Annotated in this window: 14 protein-coding genes; 5 read left to right on the top strand and 9 right to left on the bottom strand. The window is 43.5% G+C overall.

All coding sequences use genetic code 11. From position 1 onward, the window contains the following. Window positions 1-195 precede the first annotated feature (195 nt). The 9 genes from glmS to J7649_RS09860 all read right to left on the bottom strand — a co-directional run bounded on the left by glmS (window position 196) and on the right by J7649_RS09860 (window position 10,143). The gene (glmS, locus tag J7649_RS09900) at window positions 196-2,034 is read right to left on the bottom strand and encodes a glutamine--fructose-6-phosphate transaminase (isomerizing) (RefSeq protein WP_219307729.1); all 1,839 of its coding nucleotides are present in this window, start codon (window positions 2,032-2,034) and stop codon (window positions 196-198) included. An 11-nt stretch (window positions 2,035-2,045) separates the two neighbouring features. Continuing rightward, window positions 2,046-3,410, bottom strand: coding sequence for a bifunctional UDP-N-acetylglucosamine diphosphorylase/glucosamine-1-phosphate N-acetyltransferase GlmU (glmU, locus tag J7649_RS09895; protein ID WP_219307726.1), 1,365 nt, complete (start codon window positions 3,408-3,410; stop codon window positions 2,046-2,048). 20 nt (window positions 3,411-3,430) lie between these two features. Beyond that, entirely contained in the window at window positions 3,431-3,952 is a 522-nt protein-coding gene (locus J7649_RS09890) for a phosphatidylglycerophosphatase A family protein (protein ID WP_085064581.1), read from the bottom strand. Then, the gene (gene thiL / locus J7649_RS09885; RefSeq protein WP_219307724.1) at window positions 3,930-4,847 is read right to left on the bottom strand and encodes a thiamine-phosphate kinase; all 918 of its coding nucleotides are present in this window, start codon (window positions 4,845-4,847) and stop codon (window positions 3,930-3,932) included. Before thiL ends, J7649_RS09890 begins: the two co-directional genes overlap by 23 nt. A 17-nt stretch (window positions 4,848-4,864) precedes the next feature. After that, window positions 4,865-5,314 carry a transcription antitermination factor NusB gene (gene nusB / locus J7649_RS09880; RefSeq protein WP_004280924.1) on the bottom strand — a complete coding sequence of 150 codons (450 nt, stop codon included), beginning with the start codon at window positions 5,312-5,314 and terminating at the stop codon, window positions 4,865-4,867. A 4-nt stretch (window positions 5,315-5,318) separates the two neighbouring features. After that, on the bottom strand, window positions 5,319-5,789 hold the full coding sequence (gene ribH, locus J7649_RS09875; RefSeq protein WP_004280926.1) for a 6,7-dimethyl-8-ribityllumazine synthase: 471 nt from the start codon (window positions 5,787-5,789) through the stop codon (window positions 5,319-5,321). Between the two features lie 18 nt (window positions 5,790-5,807). Beyond that, the gene (ribBA, locus tag J7649_RS09870; RefSeq protein ID WP_004280927.1) at window positions 5,808-6,923 is read right to left on the bottom strand and encodes a bifunctional 3,4-dihydroxy-2-butanone-4-phosphate synthase/GTP cyclohydrolase II; all 1,116 of its coding nucleotides are present in this window, start codon (window positions 6,921-6,923) and stop codon (window positions 5,808-5,810) included. Between the two features lie 400 nt (window positions 6,924-7,323). Then, entirely contained in the window at window positions 7,324-8,835 is a 1,512-nt protein-coding gene (exaC, locus tag J7649_RS09865; RefSeq protein ID WP_219307722.1) for an acetaldehyde dehydrogenase ExaC, read from the bottom strand. Window positions 8,836-9,180: 345 nt separating this feature from the next. Beyond that, window positions 9,181-10,143 carry an alpha/beta hydrolase gene (locus J7649_RS09860; RefSeq protein ID WP_219307720.1) on the bottom strand — a complete coding sequence of 321 codons (963 nt, stop codon included), beginning with the start codon at window positions 10,141-10,143 and terminating at the stop codon, window positions 9,181-9,183. A 293-nt stretch (window positions 10,144-10,436) separates the two neighbouring features. Here J7649_RS09860 and J7649_RS09855 point away from each other — a divergent pair, with 293 nt between their 5' ends. From J7649_RS09855 to J7649_RS09835, 5 genes are all read left to right on the top strand, one after another. After that, complete coding sequence (locus J7649_RS09855) at window positions 10,437-12,137, top strand: NAD-dependent malic enzyme (protein WP_164542976.1); 1,701 nt, start codon at window positions 10,437-10,439, stop codon at window positions 12,135-12,137. A gap of 492 nt (window positions 12,138-12,629) precedes the next feature. Continuing rightward, window positions 12,630-13,526: a phytanoyl-CoA dioxygenase family protein gene (locus J7649_RS09850; RefSeq protein WP_219307718.1), complete on the top strand. Its 897-nt coding sequence runs from the start codon at window positions 12,630-12,632 to the stop codon at window positions 13,524-13,526. Window positions 13,527-13,753: 227 nt separating this feature from the next. After that, the gene (locus J7649_RS09845; protein ID WP_228738638.1) at window positions 13,754-14,563 is read left to right on the top strand and encodes an ABC transporter permease; all 810 of its coding nucleotides are present in this window, start codon (window positions 13,754-13,756) and stop codon (window positions 14,561-14,563) included. After that, entirely contained in the window at window positions 14,560-15,222 is a 663-nt protein-coding gene (locus J7649_RS09840) for an ABC transporter ATP-binding protein (RefSeq protein ID WP_219307710.1), read from the top strand. The genes J7649_RS09845 and J7649_RS09840 overlap by 4 nt, the downstream gene beginning before the upstream one ends. Then, window positions 15,212-16,309, top strand: coding sequence for a KpsE/RkpR family capsule polysaccharide export protein (locus J7649_RS09835; RefSeq protein WP_219307708.1), 1,098 nt, complete (start codon window positions 15,212-15,214; stop codon window positions 16,307-16,309). Before J7649_RS09840 ends, J7649_RS09835 begins: the two co-directional genes overlap by 11 nt.

Genomic DNA, 16,309 nt, shown 5'->3' with positions numbered 1-16,309 from the left:
TTTCTGGTGTGATTCTAATTTGAATTTAATTATATTAAAAACCCTGTAGACTTGGTGAAGAATCACTAGGTCTACAGGGTAGGGTTTTGTTCGTTTACTTCATTAATATACAAACTTAAATAATTAAATCTAAACTTAATTATTTGATACAAACTCAATTATACGAATACAACACCAGCCTTGATTCAATTTTAATTATTCTACGGTGACCGATTTTGCCAGGTTACGTGGCTGATCTACATCCGTACCACGTAATACAGCCACATGATAAGACAATAACTGCACCGGGATGCTATACACAATCGGTGCCAGTACTGCATTGACTGCCGGAATATGTACCACATGCTGGCGTTCTTTGGCTTTAATGCCGCTGTTTTCATCAGCAAACACAAATAGCTCGCCACCACGCGCCTGAACTTCTTCCATATTGGATTTGAGCTTATCCAGCATGTCATCCTGTGGTGCCAGAATCACTACTGGCATGTCATTGTCAACCAGTGCCAATGGCCCGTGTTTTAGTTCGCCTGCAGCATAACCTTCCGCATGAATATAGGAGATTTCTTTCAGCTTGAGTGCACCTTCCAGAGCGATCGGGAAATGCGTACCACGGCCCAGGAATAGGCAATGCTGCTTTTCAACAAACAGTTCTGAAAGACGTAAAATTTCATCATCATGACGTAATGTATCCAGAATCACTTTAGGCGTATGCCAAAGTTCTGTGGTGATCTCCGTCATTTGTGCTGTAGAAATCGTATTTTTCACAGAACCGATTTTGAGTACCAACAGCATCAATGCAGCAAGCTGGGTAGTAAAGGCTTTGGTTGAAGCCACACCAATTTCAGGGCCAGCCAGGGTTAACAGGCTATGCTGAGTTTCGCGTACCATTGATGAGGTCGCCACGTTACAGATGGTCATCGTGGTGATGTCGAGGCCTTTGGCAGCCGCACGTTTCTGTGTATCACGTAATGCAGCCAAAGTGTCGGCAGTTTCACCGGATTGGGAAATACACACATACAGCGTGTTATTCACAATCACCGGAGTGCGATAACGGAACTCGCTGGCAATCTCGACCTGGCAAGGCAGGTCAATCAGCTGTTCAAACCAGTATTTGGCAATCATGCCGGCATGATAGCTGGTACCGCAGGCAATAATCTGGATTTGCTGGATTTTTGCAAAGTCTTGTTCCGCACTGGCAAGAAAATCTTCACGCAGGTCATTGCCATTTAAAGCTTGGGAAATGGTCTGTTTGATCGCTTCAGGCTGCTCATAAATTTCTTTGAGCATGTAGTGCTTGTATTCACCTTTAGAAGCATTGCTGACGGCAGCATCCAGTTCCTTGACCGGACGATCGACAAGTTGACCATCGACAAAGACTTCAATGGTGGTGCGGGTCAAACGGGCAATATCACCTTCTTCAAGATAAATAAAACGGTTGGTAATCGGGAGCAGAGCCAACTGGTCAGAACTGATAAAGTTTTCACCAATACCGACACCAATGACGAGCGGAGAACCTTCACGTACGGTAATCAGTTCATCTGGATGATCCGTATGTACGATACCGAGTGCATAGGCACCTTTCAGTTGCGGAACCACTTGGCGTACAGCTTCTAACAGGCTCGAGGTAGATTTCAGCGCATCATTGATCAGATGGGCCACCACTTCAGTATCAGTCTGTGAGGTAAACACATAGCCCAAAGCTTCAAGATCATCTTTGAGTTCTTGGTAGTTTTCGATAATTCCGTTATGGACTACTGCCACATTTTCAGAAATATGCGGATGGGCATTTTCTTCAGTTGGTTTGCCATGGGTTGCCCAGCGTGTATGTGCAATACCGAGTGAACCACTAATCTGTGATTCATTCACCGCCTGTTCAAGGTTGGAAACTTTGCCGACACGGCGTTCACGTAAGACCTGATGATTGTTGATCAGGGCTAAACCTGCTGAATCATAGCCACGATATTCCAAGCGTTTTAAGCCTTCAATCAAAATATTGGTAATGCTGCGTTCCGCAATGCCACCGACGATACCACACATATTTGTTCCCCTTATTTCTTGATTTTTTGCGGACGTGGATAGTTTTCTTTGGCAAATTGCTTAGAGCGCTCTACTGCCAAACTGTTGTCTTCCACATCACGGGTAATCGTCGAGCCTGCACCCACTGTAGCACCGTTACCAATTCTCACAGGTGCCACTAATGAACTGTTCGAGCCAATAAAGGCTTGATCACCAATAATTGTTTTAAATTTGTTGGCACCATCGTAATTACAGGTAATAGTCCCTGCACCGATGTTTGAGCCTGCACCAACTTCAGCATCACCCAGATAGGTAAAATGGTTGGCTTTAGAGCCTAGACCAATCGAGGTATTTTTAACTTCAACAAAGTTACCGATATGCACTTCATTGGCCAATTGTGCACCCGGACGGAGTCGTGCAAAAGGTCCAATCTGGGTATCTTCACCAACGATAGCATTGTCAAAAATGCTATATGGTTGAACCTTGGTGCCAGCTGCAATCTTGCTATTCTTAATGATACAGCCAGCGCCAATTTCAACGTTGTCGCCCAGCTCGCAATCACCTTCGATAATCACATTGATATCAATGCGGACATCCTGACCGACAGTTAAATTACCACGCAAGTCAAAGCGGCTTGGATCAATCAGATGTACACCTTGCTGCATTAGCTGTTTGGCTTGATAAGACTGGAACTGACGCTCTAAAGCAGCGAGCTGCACCCGGTCATTTACCCCTTCAACTTCAAAAGCCTGCTCAGGTTCTACCGATGCAACTTGCATACCATCTGCCAAAGCTATCGCGACGATATCCGTCAGGTAATATTCACCTTGAGCATTGTCATTACTTAAACTTGGCAGCCATTGATGCAGTTTGGCATTGCTGACCGCATAAATACCGGTATTAATTTCTTTAATCTGACGTTGCTCTTCGGAAGCATCCTTGTGCTCAATAATGGCCTGGATCTGACCCTGTTCACGCACAATACGACCATAACCATTGGCATCTGGCAGGGTAAGCGTCACCAGACCAATACCGGTTGCTGCAGTGGCATCGAGTAATTTTTGTAAGGTTACAGGATTAATGCACGGCACATCGCCGGAAAGAATCAGCGAGACGCCGTCTTGTGGCAGGACAGGCAAGGTCATTTGTACGGCATGACCGGTACCCAGCTGTTCAGCCTGTTCGACCCATTTAATATCCTCTTGTGCAAATGCTGTCTGAACCCGATCACCGCCGTGACCATAAATCGTAATAATATTATCTGCGTTTAATTTTTTTGCCGTTTCAATGACATGGCCCAGTAAAGGACGTCCTGCAAGGGGTTGTAATACTTTCGGTAAGCTAGAGCGCATGCGCGTTCCTTTACCTGCAGCAAGAATAATAACAGTCGTTGACATGTTCTAATCCTAAATATGGCTTATGCCACGATGAAGTAAAAATAAAGCAAAATACAAAGAGCAGCCCAAAGGCCGGCAATAATGTCATCCAGCATGATGCCGAAGCCACCGTCGACCTGTCGGTCAATCACACGGATCGGCCAAGGTTTCCAGATATCAAATAATCTGAATAGCGCAAAACCGATGAGCAACCATAACCAGTTCATCTGGCCTAAATAGATCAGGGGCAAAAATGTGATGGATTGTCCTGCAAATTCATCCCAGACGATGCGGCCATCATCATGTACACCCATGACTCTAGCAGTATGCCCGCAGATATATATGCCAACCAGGGACATGATGGCAATGGCAAAAACACTGTTTAGAAAACCAAGATGCAGCCAAATAGGAATAAATAAAAGTGCAAAGGCCGAACCAAAGGTACCGGGTGCTTTAGGTGCCAGACCAGAACCAAAACCAACCCCACTAAAGACAATCAGTCGGTCGATCCATGACATGGCTTTAAAATTAATCGCAGGTTTATGCAAAATGTTGATACCCATTAAATTGAAGTGAATGATCTACGCCATCTTTTTCAAAAGTTAAGCCGTGTTGCTGCTGAATTGTGCCGATCATACTAATCGAAACATCAAGTTGTTTTTGCAATAATTTTTCGTAATTTTGCGGGCTTATTGTAAAGCATAATTCGTAATCGTCGCCACCAGCGAGGGCATATTGCCATTTTTGCTCATCGTTTAAAGCATGCAGGGTGGGACTGATCGGCAGGTTTTCAAGTTGCAGCTTGGCACCGACTTGAGAGGCTTTGAGAATATGTCCAAGATCTTGGGCCAAACCATCCGAGACGTCAATCATGCTATGCGCCAGACCTTTTAGGGCAGCACCGAGCTGACAACGTGGCGTTGGATAGTCCAGACGTTTTTGCAGTGGATGACCAAGATGCTGGAGTGCAAAAGCTGCATCACCGACAGTTCCACTGACACAGATCAGATCACCGGGTTTCGCACCTGAGCGTGGAATGGCTTGACCAATATCCACCCAGCCCAATGCTGTGACAGACAGGGTTAAATGAGGACTTTGAGTGGTATCACCACCGATTAAGCTCACACCAAATTGATCGCAACAATCATATAAACCCTGACTAAAAGCTTTTAGCCAGTCATGATCAATTTGGGGTAGGCTCAATGCGAGTAAAATACTGTGCGGGGTTGCGCCCATCGCGGCAATATCAGATAAATTGACAGCCACAGATTTCCAGCCAATCGCATGCGGATTGGTATTCATTGGAAAATGGCGTCCAGCAATCAGGGTGTCGGCACAGATGACCAGTTGTTGCTGAGGAGGAGGGGTGAGCAAGGCTGAATCGTCACCGACGCCCAGATCGACAGAATTGGCATTCTTGCGATTGAAATAGGTGTCGATAATCGAAAATTCAGCCATACAACGAATCTACGCTATTAGTTAGACTGCTGTTTTTCTGCTGCACGCAAAGTTGTCGCTAAACGATCCAATACACCATTGATGTATTTATGGCTATCGGCACCGCCAAAATGTTTAGCCAGCTCGATCGCTTCATCTAGAACCACGCGATATGGAATCTCAAGATGTTCTTTGAGTTCATATGCACCAAGACGAAGGGTCGCAAGTTCAACACCATCCAGTGCTGAAAGTTCGCGATCGAGTACCGGGATTAAGAGCGCATCCAATGCTTCATGATTGGCAACCACTTGAGTCAACAATTCATGATAATAGCTCAGATCCACTTTGTGCATGGCATTTTCCACACGAGTACGTGCTTCAATCTCATGCACCGGATTGTGGCTCATTTGCCATTCATAAATTCCTTGTACAGCAAAGCGACGTGCTTTACGTTTTGCTGCATAAGTTGCTTGAAGTGTTTGCGACATAGCGTTAAATAGCCTTTAACAAGTTAACCATTTCAATCGCAGTCAGGGCAGCTTCGCTACCTTTATTGCCTGCTTTTGTTCCAGAGCGTTCAATCGCTTGTTCAATACTGTCCGTAGTGAGTACACCGTTAATTACAGGTAAGCCAGTGTCCAGGCCAACCACGCCTAAACCTTTGGCACATTCGCCTGCAACGAAATCGAAGTGAGGCGTGCTACCACGAATCACGGCGCCAAGCGCGATGATGGCATCGAAACGATCTGAAGCTGCCAGTTTTTTCGCAACTACAGGAAGTTCCCAGGCACCAGGTGCATGAACAACAGTAATATTATCCTCTGATACACCATGACGTTTCAATGTATCAATGGCACCTTCTAACAGATGTTCAACCACAAAGCTGTTAAAACGACCAACTAAAATCGCATAACGGTCTTCGTTCGCGAGATGTAACATACCTTCAATACGGCGAACTGCCATAACAACCTCGATGATTTCTTAAGATGTTTGTTGTGCGGTGATGTATTCCACCACTTCTAAGTTAAAGCCTGATAGTGCATTGAAACGTAATGGAGAGCTCAGCAGCTTCATTTTTTCAACGCCTAGATCACGCAAAATTTGTGCACCCACACCAATGGTTTGATACTGCTGAGACAGTGCAGAATTTGATTTTACATTTTTTGGTGCTTTAAGGGTATCTAATGCCGGGCCCAAATCCTGTAAATGGCGTTGACCAATCCAGACCAGTACACCACGATCACTATTGGAAATTTCTTTCAGGGCACGATCCAGGTTCCAGGCCGGCTCGCCATCCTGTTTCTTCAGTTTGAGCAAGTCGCGGGTCGGGTTAAAACCATGTACACGCACCGTGGTCACGCCCTCTTTAGGCTCACCTTTGACCAAGGCCAGATGGATATCCGGATTGCCCAGTTCACGATAGCGGTACAGGTCAAAGCTGCCGTATTCAGTCTCAATACTTTGCTGATCGATACGCTCAACCGTCTGTTCATTGGTCATGCGGTAATGAATCAGATCGGCGATCGTCCCGATTTTCAGGCCATGCTTTTCAGCAAACACTTCCAGATCCGGACGGCGCGCCATCGTGCCATCTTCATTGATGATTTCACAAATCACAGAAGCCGGTTCCAGTCCTGCCAAACGGGAAAGATCACAACCTGCCTCAGTATGTCCGGCACGGTGCAATACACCACCTGGTTGCGCCATCAGCGGGAAGATATGTCCTGGCTGTACAATATCGGCCGGTTTGGCATGAGCAGCCACAGCAGTTTGAATTGTATGAGCACGTTCAGCCGGAGAAATACCGGTAGAAATACCTTCAGCCGCTTCAATCGACAAGGTGAAATTGGTCCCATGCTGGGCGCCGTTGGCATCAACCATCAAAGGCAGATTCAACTGCTGGCAACGCTCTTTACTTAAAGTCAGGCAGACCAGACCACGTGCATGGGTGATCATGAAGTTGATGTCTTCAGGACGTACGTGTGTGGCAGCAATCACTAAATCGCCTTCATTTTCACGGTCTTCATCATCCATCAGGATGACCATTTTTCCTGCACGGATATCTGCTACAAGCTCTTCAACAGTATTGAGCGGCATCAACCTTCACCTTCTTTTTTGATCTTGATCAGACCGAATCATGACATTATTGGGTACATAGTCTAACGCTTTTTGCGCAATTTTGCCTATGCTTATTGCTTTCCCTCTAGTGGTTCATTGTTATACACAGTCTTGATAAACATGAAAAGCCGACTTTAAATGAAAGCCTGGGCTTTATGCAGGTTTTTTGAGCAATTAAAAAGCATAAAAAATGAGAAACTTAGGTGAAATCAACATAAGCTCAGACATTAAGGTGTTTTTAGAAAGTATTTTTATTCATTGTCAGTCATTCAATGGAATTCTGGACGAACAATGTTGGGAAATTTTACCTAGTATTAAAAATTTTTAAAAAATAGGGGATTAAAAGCGGACCGAAGCCCGCTTTTAATCATCAGGTTGTTTAGAAAAAACCTGCCGGTTTGGTTGAATAGCTCACCAGCAAGTTTTTGGTTTGCTGATAATGATCTAGCATCATTCTGTGATTCTCACGTCCAATGCCTGATTTTTTATAACCACCGAAAGCCGCATGAGCAGGGTAGATATGATAACAGTTGGTCCAGACCCGACCGGCCTGAATGGCACGGCCAGCACGGTAGGAAGTATGCGCTGAGCGTGACCAGACCCCGGCACCGAGTCCGTAAATCGTATCGTTGGCGATCTTGATCGCATCATCGAAGTCTTTGAAGGTGGTCACAGCCAGTACAGGCCCGAAGATTTCTTCCTGGAAGGTCTTCATGTCATTGGTGCCTTTAAAGATGGTCGGTTCAATATAGAAACCTTGACCCACTTCATGACGTGCTTCACCACCGGTCAGGATCTGTGCGCCTTCTTCACGGCCAGTGGCAATACAGCCGAGAATCTTGTCCTGCTGCTCCTGCGAAGCCTGCGCCCCGATCATGGTTTCCGTATCCAGCGGATGCCCGGTTTTAATCCGTTTCACCCGTTCAACGGCACGCGCCAGAAATTCGTCAGCAATACTTTCCTGGATCAGCGCACGCGATGGACAGGTGCAGATTTCACCCTGGTTCAGGGCAAACATGGCAAAGCCTTCCAGAGCTTTGTCCAGATAATCGTCTTCCTGATCCATAATGTCGGCAAAGAACAAGTTTGGTGATTTACCGCCAAGTTCCAGAGTCACCGGAATAATATTTTCAGTCGCATATTGCATGATCATCTGACCCACGGCAGTCGAGCCGGTAAAGGCAATCTTGGCAATACGGGGATTGGTCGCCAGTGGACGGCCGACTTCGACCCCGTAGCCATTGACGATGTTCAACACGCCCGGCGGCAAAATGTCCTGAATCAATTCAGCGAGCACCAGAATACTGACCGGAGTCTGTTCTGCAGGTTTCAGCACAATACAGTTACCTGCAGCCAAGGCTGGCGCGAGTTTCCAGGCGGCCATCAGAATCGGGAAGTTCCAGGGAATGATTTGTCCGACTACACCAAGCGGTTCATGAAAATGGTAGGCGATAGTATCTTCATCAATTTCGGAAATGCCACCTTCCTGAGCCCGGATACAGCCGGCAAAATAACGAAAATGGTCAATGGCCAGTGGAATATCGGCAGCCAGCGTTTCACGGATCGGTTTTCCATTGTCCCAGGTTTCTGCTACAGCCAACATTTCCAGATTTTGTTCCAGACGGTCGGCAATTTTCAACAGAATATTGGAGCGGGTGGTCGGTGATGACCGGTTCCATTGCTCTTTGGCTTTATGCGCTGCATCAAGCGCCAACTCAATGTCTTCTACAGAAGAGCGCGGCACTTTGGTAAAGACTTTGCCATCTACCGGAGAGAGATTGTCAAAGTATTCACCTTTGACTGGAGCGACCCATTCGCCGCCAATGAAATTATCGTATTGTGTTTTAAATTGGATTTTTGAACCGTCAGTATTGGGGTCTGCATAACGCATAATCTATTCCTTTATATGATTGTTAGTGGTGCAGGTCGAGCGCATGTTGCCGATCAAAAAATATAGGCGCTTCTGCATTCAGCTCTACTATAAAGAGGGAAAAAGACGGGCAGTTGTTTGTTTACAGGCTTGCTACAAAAGACAATATTTGGAGACAAGCAGTAGAAGAATAAAAGTTATAAATTCTCAAGTCTTAAATTTAAAAACAAGGGTTTATAGCACTTATAAACCATCGAAAAATTGGCATATTTTTAATGCGATTGATTACATTTCGACCTAGTCAGGATTTAAAAGAAGCCAAGCAGGAGAAATGAGGGCAAGTTTCATTTCTTCTTCCGCGTTTATCTAAAGTCCTTTGTCATGCAGCCATTGAAACAGTTGCTGATAAACCTGCTCACGCACAGATTGCTCTGAAAGTACCAGATCATGTAAACCGTTCCGGATACTTTGAACCGTGACATCGCCTTTAATTTTTTTGGCATATTTCTGAATGTCTTTAATGCCTAGAATTACATCACTGCTCTGCGCCGCTTTGCCCCATTTTTTAGGATATAAAGTCTGATGCGAATGCATGATCAGTACCGGAACATCGAGCTGAACACCGCGATGAATTTCTTTCTGTGCCTCATGAATGGCACGAATAAAACTGATCCGAACCATCGGATAGCGGGTCTTTTTCCAGTCCAGACTGAAGTCCCATTCGCCTTTTAAATCCTTATGCAGGCTGGTGGCATACCACTTGTTCAGCTCGCTTGGAAATTTAAGATTGGGAAAAATTTTGGCCAGTCTGCTCAGTTGTGGAATGCCAAGCGCACGTTTAATCGGATTCATATTGAAGTCATAAAATGGACTGTTGACCCAAAGTGCTTTAATTAAAGAATGCTGCGGATGATGTGCTGCATACAAGGTCGTGGTCAGGCCACCGGTAGAATGACCACAGAGCAGGGCAGCATCGTGACCCTCGGCTGCTATAATGTCGAGTGCCTGGGTAATTTCTGCATCATATTCAGCTAGGTCATAGACGTTATAATATTTTTGATGCGGCAGAATCGACCGTCCGTACTTTCTTAAATCCAGCGCATAAAAATCAAAACCATGCTGATTAAAGCGCTCTGCCATTTCGGTCTGAAAAAAATAATCGATAAAGCCGTGAATATATAAAACTGCTTTTTTTGTGGGTTGGGCTGCTTTTTTACGGATCAGGGTTGCTACGACTTTGCCCTCATAATCATCGGGAAAGTTTAAGGTCGCTTGTTCATAGCCTGTCCCCAGAATATCGAGCTGATAAAGCGGTTGCAGTTCACTCATTTTTATACTCGTTGGTCTTATTAAATTTATGCTTTATCCTTGATGAGCTGAGGTTTTTTGTCAAACAGATCTTGCTGCCGATTTAAATTAAAAATACGAATAGGGATTAATTTTAGAAACCGTCCAAAACCTAGGCTGAAAATGAGTGTTATCAGATTATAAAATCCTGCTACAAGTATTATAAATTTGCTAAATGACCTAACAGCTTAAAATCAGGCTAAGCTATATAAAATAAACAAAGTGATGTGACTATTTTGGCAGAACTGCCGAAGATTGATTAGATGAGTTAAATAATGCCCAGAGAAAATTTGAACAGTAAACGCCCTTTATATATTCCTTATGCTGGAAATACTCTGCTAGAACTCCCACTACTCAATAAAGGCTCTGCATTTTCTGAAGAAGAGCGTAGAAGCTTTAACTTGCATGGCTTGATTCCTCATGTCACCGAGACGATTGAAGAACAAAGTCAGCGTTCTTATCAGCAGTATTGTGCTTTTAGCAGTGATATTAACAAGCATATTTATTTGCGGAATATTCAGGATACCAATGAGACCCTGTTTTACCATCTGATTGAAAATCACCTCAGTGAGATGATGCCGATTATCTATACCCCGACTGTGGGTGAGGCATGTCAGCGCTTTTCTGATATTTATCGCCGTCATCGTGGGATCTTTATTTCCTATCCTGACCGTGATCAGATCGACCAGATTATTCACAATATCAATAAAAAGAACGTGAAAGTGATTGTGATTACAGATGGTGAGCGCATTCTTGGTCTTGGAGACCAGGGCATTGGTGGTATGGGGATTCCCATTGGAAAACTGGCACTCTACACCGCATGTGGCGGGATCAGTCCGGCCTATACCTTACCGATTACTCTTGATGTCGGTACCAATAATCAGCAGTTGTTAAATGACCCGATTTATATGGGCTGGCGTGAACCACGAATCAGCGGCGATGAATACTATGCTTTTGTCGAGACGGTGATTCGGGCGATTCAACAGCGCTGGCCAGATGCCTTAATTCAGTTTGAAGACTTTGCACAGAAAAATGCCATGCCTTTGCTGGAAAAATACCGTGATCGAATCTGTTGTTTCAATGATGATATTCAGGGCACCGCTGCGGTGTCTGTCGGCAGCCTGATTGCTGCTTCGCGTGCAGCAGGCAAACAGCTTAAAGATCAGGTGGTTACTTTCTTGGGTGCTGGTTCAGCCGGTTGCGGGATTGCAGAACAGATCGTTAAGCAAATGGTTGCTGAAGGCTTAAGTGATGCTGAAGCACGTGCACGTGTGTTTATGGTCGACCGCTTTGGCCTGATCACAGAAAATCAGCCGAATTTATTGGATTTCCAGCGCAAACTTGCACAGCCGCTTGAAAATGTAGAAAGCTGGGCAGATGCAGAGAGTATGATTTCTCTACTGGATGTGGTCAAACGTGCCAAACCGACGGTACTGATAGGTGTATCTGGACAGCCAGGTCTATTCACTCAGGAAGTGATTGAAGCCATGGCTGAAAATAGTGTACAACCGATTGTTTTCCCTTTATCTAACCCGACTTCCCGCGTAGAAGCTGTTCCGGCCGATATCTTGCAATGGACCAATGGCAGAGCATTGATTGCGACAGGTAGCCCATTTGCACCAGTGAATTATCAGGGACAGATTCATCATATCTCCCAATGCAATAACTCTTATATTTTTCCGGGTATCGGTCTGGGTGTAGTTGCTTCAGGTGCGAAACGTGTCACAGATAATATGCTGATGGCCTCGAGTAATGCCTTGGCGGACTGTTCTCCGAAACTGAAAGACCCTCAGGCAGATTTACTGCCGAATCTGGATTGTTTACAGTCAATTTCGAAGCAGATTGCCTTAAAAGTAGCGCTTGCTGCGATTGAAGACGGAGTAGCACCGAAAGTTAGTGTAGAAGAATTACAGCTAGCAATAGAGCATAATTTCTGGACACCGCAATACCGTGACTATCAGCGAATTACCTTTTAATTATATTGAAAATGGACTCTGTATTGTGGCTAGTGGTTTGCTAGCTTGAGTTCATCTGATGCGTTGGTGAAATATAAAAAGCCCTGATCTTTTGATGAGGGCTTTTTAAACATCTTCTAGATTTTAAAAACACTGTTTTTTATGATTACTGGTTAGGGTGGAAAATGATTGAACAGAAGTATTACCGGGAGAGTTTGTTTTTGGTTATAATTTTTTGAAATATTGATCAAATACAGAACAGGGTTAATCCAATTGAATTTCTTTAAAAAAGATGTTTTTGAAAATATTAAAAAACTAGATCAGCAAAAACAAAAAAAAATAGCTGCAGCTCAGGAGTTGGGCAAGATATTGGTTAAATCTCCAGGAAAATTTATATTGGATAGTCTGGCTTTGGTCACACAGTCCAAATCCTTCGAATCTAATTCTATATTAGGGAATTCCAAATTAAATCAATTGGGTTTGCATCGGTTTCGGGTACAGTTTGCTGCACAAATGGCAGCCCAACGCAGATCAAAGTTAGCGAAGTTTATTCCTCCCGCAGATGTTGAAAGTTTTCAAAAAAATGGATTTATATTCAGAGAAAATTTTTTAGCTACAGAAGAGTTCGCGCAATTAAAACAAGAATTACTGATGACTCCGCTAGAAACACGGGAAACCCTACAAGGGGATACGGTGACTCGCCGTATGGCATTAGATGGCAAAACCTTGAAGCACATGCCTGTCACCCAACACTTCCTATATTCAGATGAATGGCGAAACCTGCTGAATTATGTTGCCAGTTTTAAAGTTCAGCCCATCTCTTATCTGCAAGTTATCTTTTCGCATGTCAGAAAGGCCAAAGCAGATCCTCAAACGAATTTACATAGTGATACTTTTCACTCCAGTGCAAAAGCCTGGTTGTTTTTAGAAAATGTCACTGCAGATGAGGGCCCTTTTGTCTATGTACCCGGCTCCCATCATTTGAATCCTGAACGCTTAAATTGGGAACAGCAGAAATCTGAGTCAATCACAGCTAAAACGGATGCCATGACACGTCGAGGTTCTTTTCGAGTCTCTGAAGAGGAAGTACTTGAATTAGGCTATGCGAAGCCGCAAGCTTTTGCTGTGAAAGCAAATACATTGGTAATTGCGGATACCTATGGTTTTCATGCCAGAGCAAAAAGTCTCAAACCTTCGGTGAGGATTGAACTATGGGCTTATGCACGTCGAAATCCATTTGTGCCTTGGTTGGGTGGTGATCCACTTTCCTTTCCTTTTTTGAAATCAAATTTAGTGCCTTGGTATTGGGCAAGTCTGGATTTCCTGGAAAAACGCTATCAGCGAAATAATCCCTGGAAAAAAGTAGGTAAAAAGCGTGCAGCAGATCCTGCTGTTCTGACCAGTAAATAAGAAACGTTTTGAACTTAGAACACTGGATCGGCCTTGAATATGGACAAAAAAGCTCATATTAAATAAAGCAGTGATTGAATTTTTTTCTCATTCTGCTGTCTACCACTTAAGTATAGGCTGGTTTATTTACTGGGGGTTTAACTTTCTTCTCTTTATTGATCGCTGTATGATAGTGAAAATTTTACATAATAAATTTACAAGTCATCGTCATGGAACCACAGCATCAGATGCCATTAAGAAAACTACCGCGATTGAAAGCGCGTGGTGGTTTACAAGTGATGTATGCATCGATACGTGCATTGTTGCTTCGGGAATTACAAACCCGCTTTGGTCAATACCGTCTAGGCTATTTATGGGTTTTTTTAGAGCCTTTATTGACTATTGGGATCATGGTGGTACTTTTTGGGACCGTCATGCAAAGAACACTACCGGGGATGGATTATGCTGTTTTTTTAATTAATGGCATTATTCCTTTCTTTATGTTTAGAACGGGAGTGACTTTGGGGATCAGTGCCACTGAATCCAATCGGGGTTTGTTTAGCTATCGCCCAGTCAAACCGATCGATGCTTTACTTGCGCGTAATATTCTTGAGTTTTTGCTTAAATTTACTGCTTATATTGCTTTTACTGCAGCCTTTGTATGGTTTGGCTATCACATCAGTTTTGAACAAATTCCACAACTTCTAGGCTATTGGACGCTCTTATTTATATTCATGTTGGCGTGTAGTCTTATTTTTATTGTGATTGGCGATTTTTCAAAAGAATTAAATAAATTTCTTTCAGTATTCTTTTTAATTCTTTATTTTTTATCGGGTATTTTATATTCCATTCATATTATTCCAGTGGAATATCGTGAATATTTATTATACAACCCCCTGATTCATATCTTTGAGTTAATGCGCCATGCGGTTGCGCCTACTTATAGTTTGGTGCCGGGAATTAGTCTAAGTTACTTCATGATATGGATGATTATTTCTTTATTTATAGGTTTACTTCTGTATAAGCGCTTTGAACGCCGTATGGTGAAATCGAAATGATCGAACTCAAAAATTTAACCAAATCATACGCAACGCCTAAAGGTCGGCATTATGTATTTAAAGATTTAAATGCGATTTTACCTGAAAACAAAAGTGTGGCCCTTTTAGGAAAAAATGGTGCCGGCAAGAGTACCTTGCTCCGGGTTATTGGAGGAATTGACTATGCTGATTCTGGAAGGGTAGTTACTAATAAAACCATTTCCTGGCCAGTCGCGTTGTCAGGTGGATTTCAGGGAAGTTTAACGGCCCGACAGAATGTGCGCTTTGTCGCCAGACTTTATGTAAATCGTCATGATGAAGTTGAACATGTGGTAAATTTTGTTGAAGAGTTTGCTGAAATTGGTAAATACTTTGATATGCCGATGAAAAGTTACTCGAGTGGTATGCGTAGCCGGATTGGTTTTGGTTTAAGTATGGCCTTTAATTTTGATTATTATTTGCTCGATGAAGCGGGTGCTGTAGGGGATGCGTCTTTTCGAAAAAAGAGTCAGGCTTTACTTGACGAACTTAAAGAAAATTCAAATATTATTATGGTTTCTCATGACTTAAAAGACTTGACCCGCAATTGTGATGTCGCTTTCTTGGTGCGGGATGGTAAAGCAGAATATTTTGATAATGTGCAAGATGCAGTAGGGGTATATAAAGCGTATGCAAGCTAAAATAAATAAGCGGCTTTGGATTGCCTATACCTGCTGTGTTCTTATTCCGGTATTGATTATTGTTTTTTATCTTTTTGCCTTTGCGAAAGACCGTTTTCAGTCTTCTTCGATACTGTTGGTGAAGCAGGTGGCAGATACGCCAGTGGCTGATACTGCAGGAATAGGCGCTTTGTTGGGCGTGCCCAATACTAGTCGTGAAGACTCTCAAATTCTGAAAGAGTATATTGGTTCTCGCGATATGATCGAGAGGCTGGATCAAACGCTGAATCTGCGCAAAGAATTTTCATCGGTCAGTGACCCAATCTTTGCACTACCTCAAGATGCCTCAATCGAAGACTTGGTCGAATATTTTAATAAAATGATTAAAGTCGAACTTGATGAGCAAACCATGATGCTACATGTGCATGCTCAGGGATTTTCGCCAGAGTTCTCACTGAAACTCAATCAAGAAGTATTAAAGCAAAGTGATGAGTTTATCAATGAAATTTCCCAGACCATTGCGCAAGAGCAACAAGTATTTGCAGAGAAACAATATACAGAAGCAACAGCGCAGTTAGATGAGGCTCGTCAGGCGGTACTCCAGTACCAAAATGAAAATGAAATTTTTGATCCTGAATTACAAGCCAAAGCGGTGGCTACACTGATTGCAGGTTTACAGAGTAGTTTGGCACAATTGAAAACTGAAGAGCGCACTTTACTTAGTTATTTGACGCCTGAAGCACCTCAAGTGGTGGCGTTACGGAGTCAGATCGCAGCCTTGCAACAGCAAATTAATACTGAAAGTTCAAAACTGACTTCACCAAATAATTTGAAATTGAATAAAAATGTAGCGGACTTTGAAGCTCTGAAAGCGCAGGTTGAATTTGCAGCTGATCTTTATAAAATCTCTTTGGTCTCTTTAGAAAAAGCTCGATTAGAAGCCTCACGTAAGCTCAAGAAATTGGTGGTGATTGCGACACCGCGTTTAGCCCAGGATGCTTTATATCCGCGTAAAGTCTATATCAGTCTAACTTCATTTATTTTGTTGAATATTATTTTTGGTATTGGATTGCTGATCCATTCGATTATCCGTGAGCACAGAGAATAA

The organism is Acinetobacter lwoffii (genome assembly GCF_019343495.1).
Taxonomy (GTDB): domain Bacteria; phylum Pseudomonadota; class Gammaproteobacteria; order Pseudomonadales; family Moraxellaceae; genus Acinetobacter; species Acinetobacter lwoffii_P.
The sequence above is the reverse complement of the archived record's forward strand: the minus strand, read 5'-3'. Positions and strand labels throughout refer to the sequence as shown.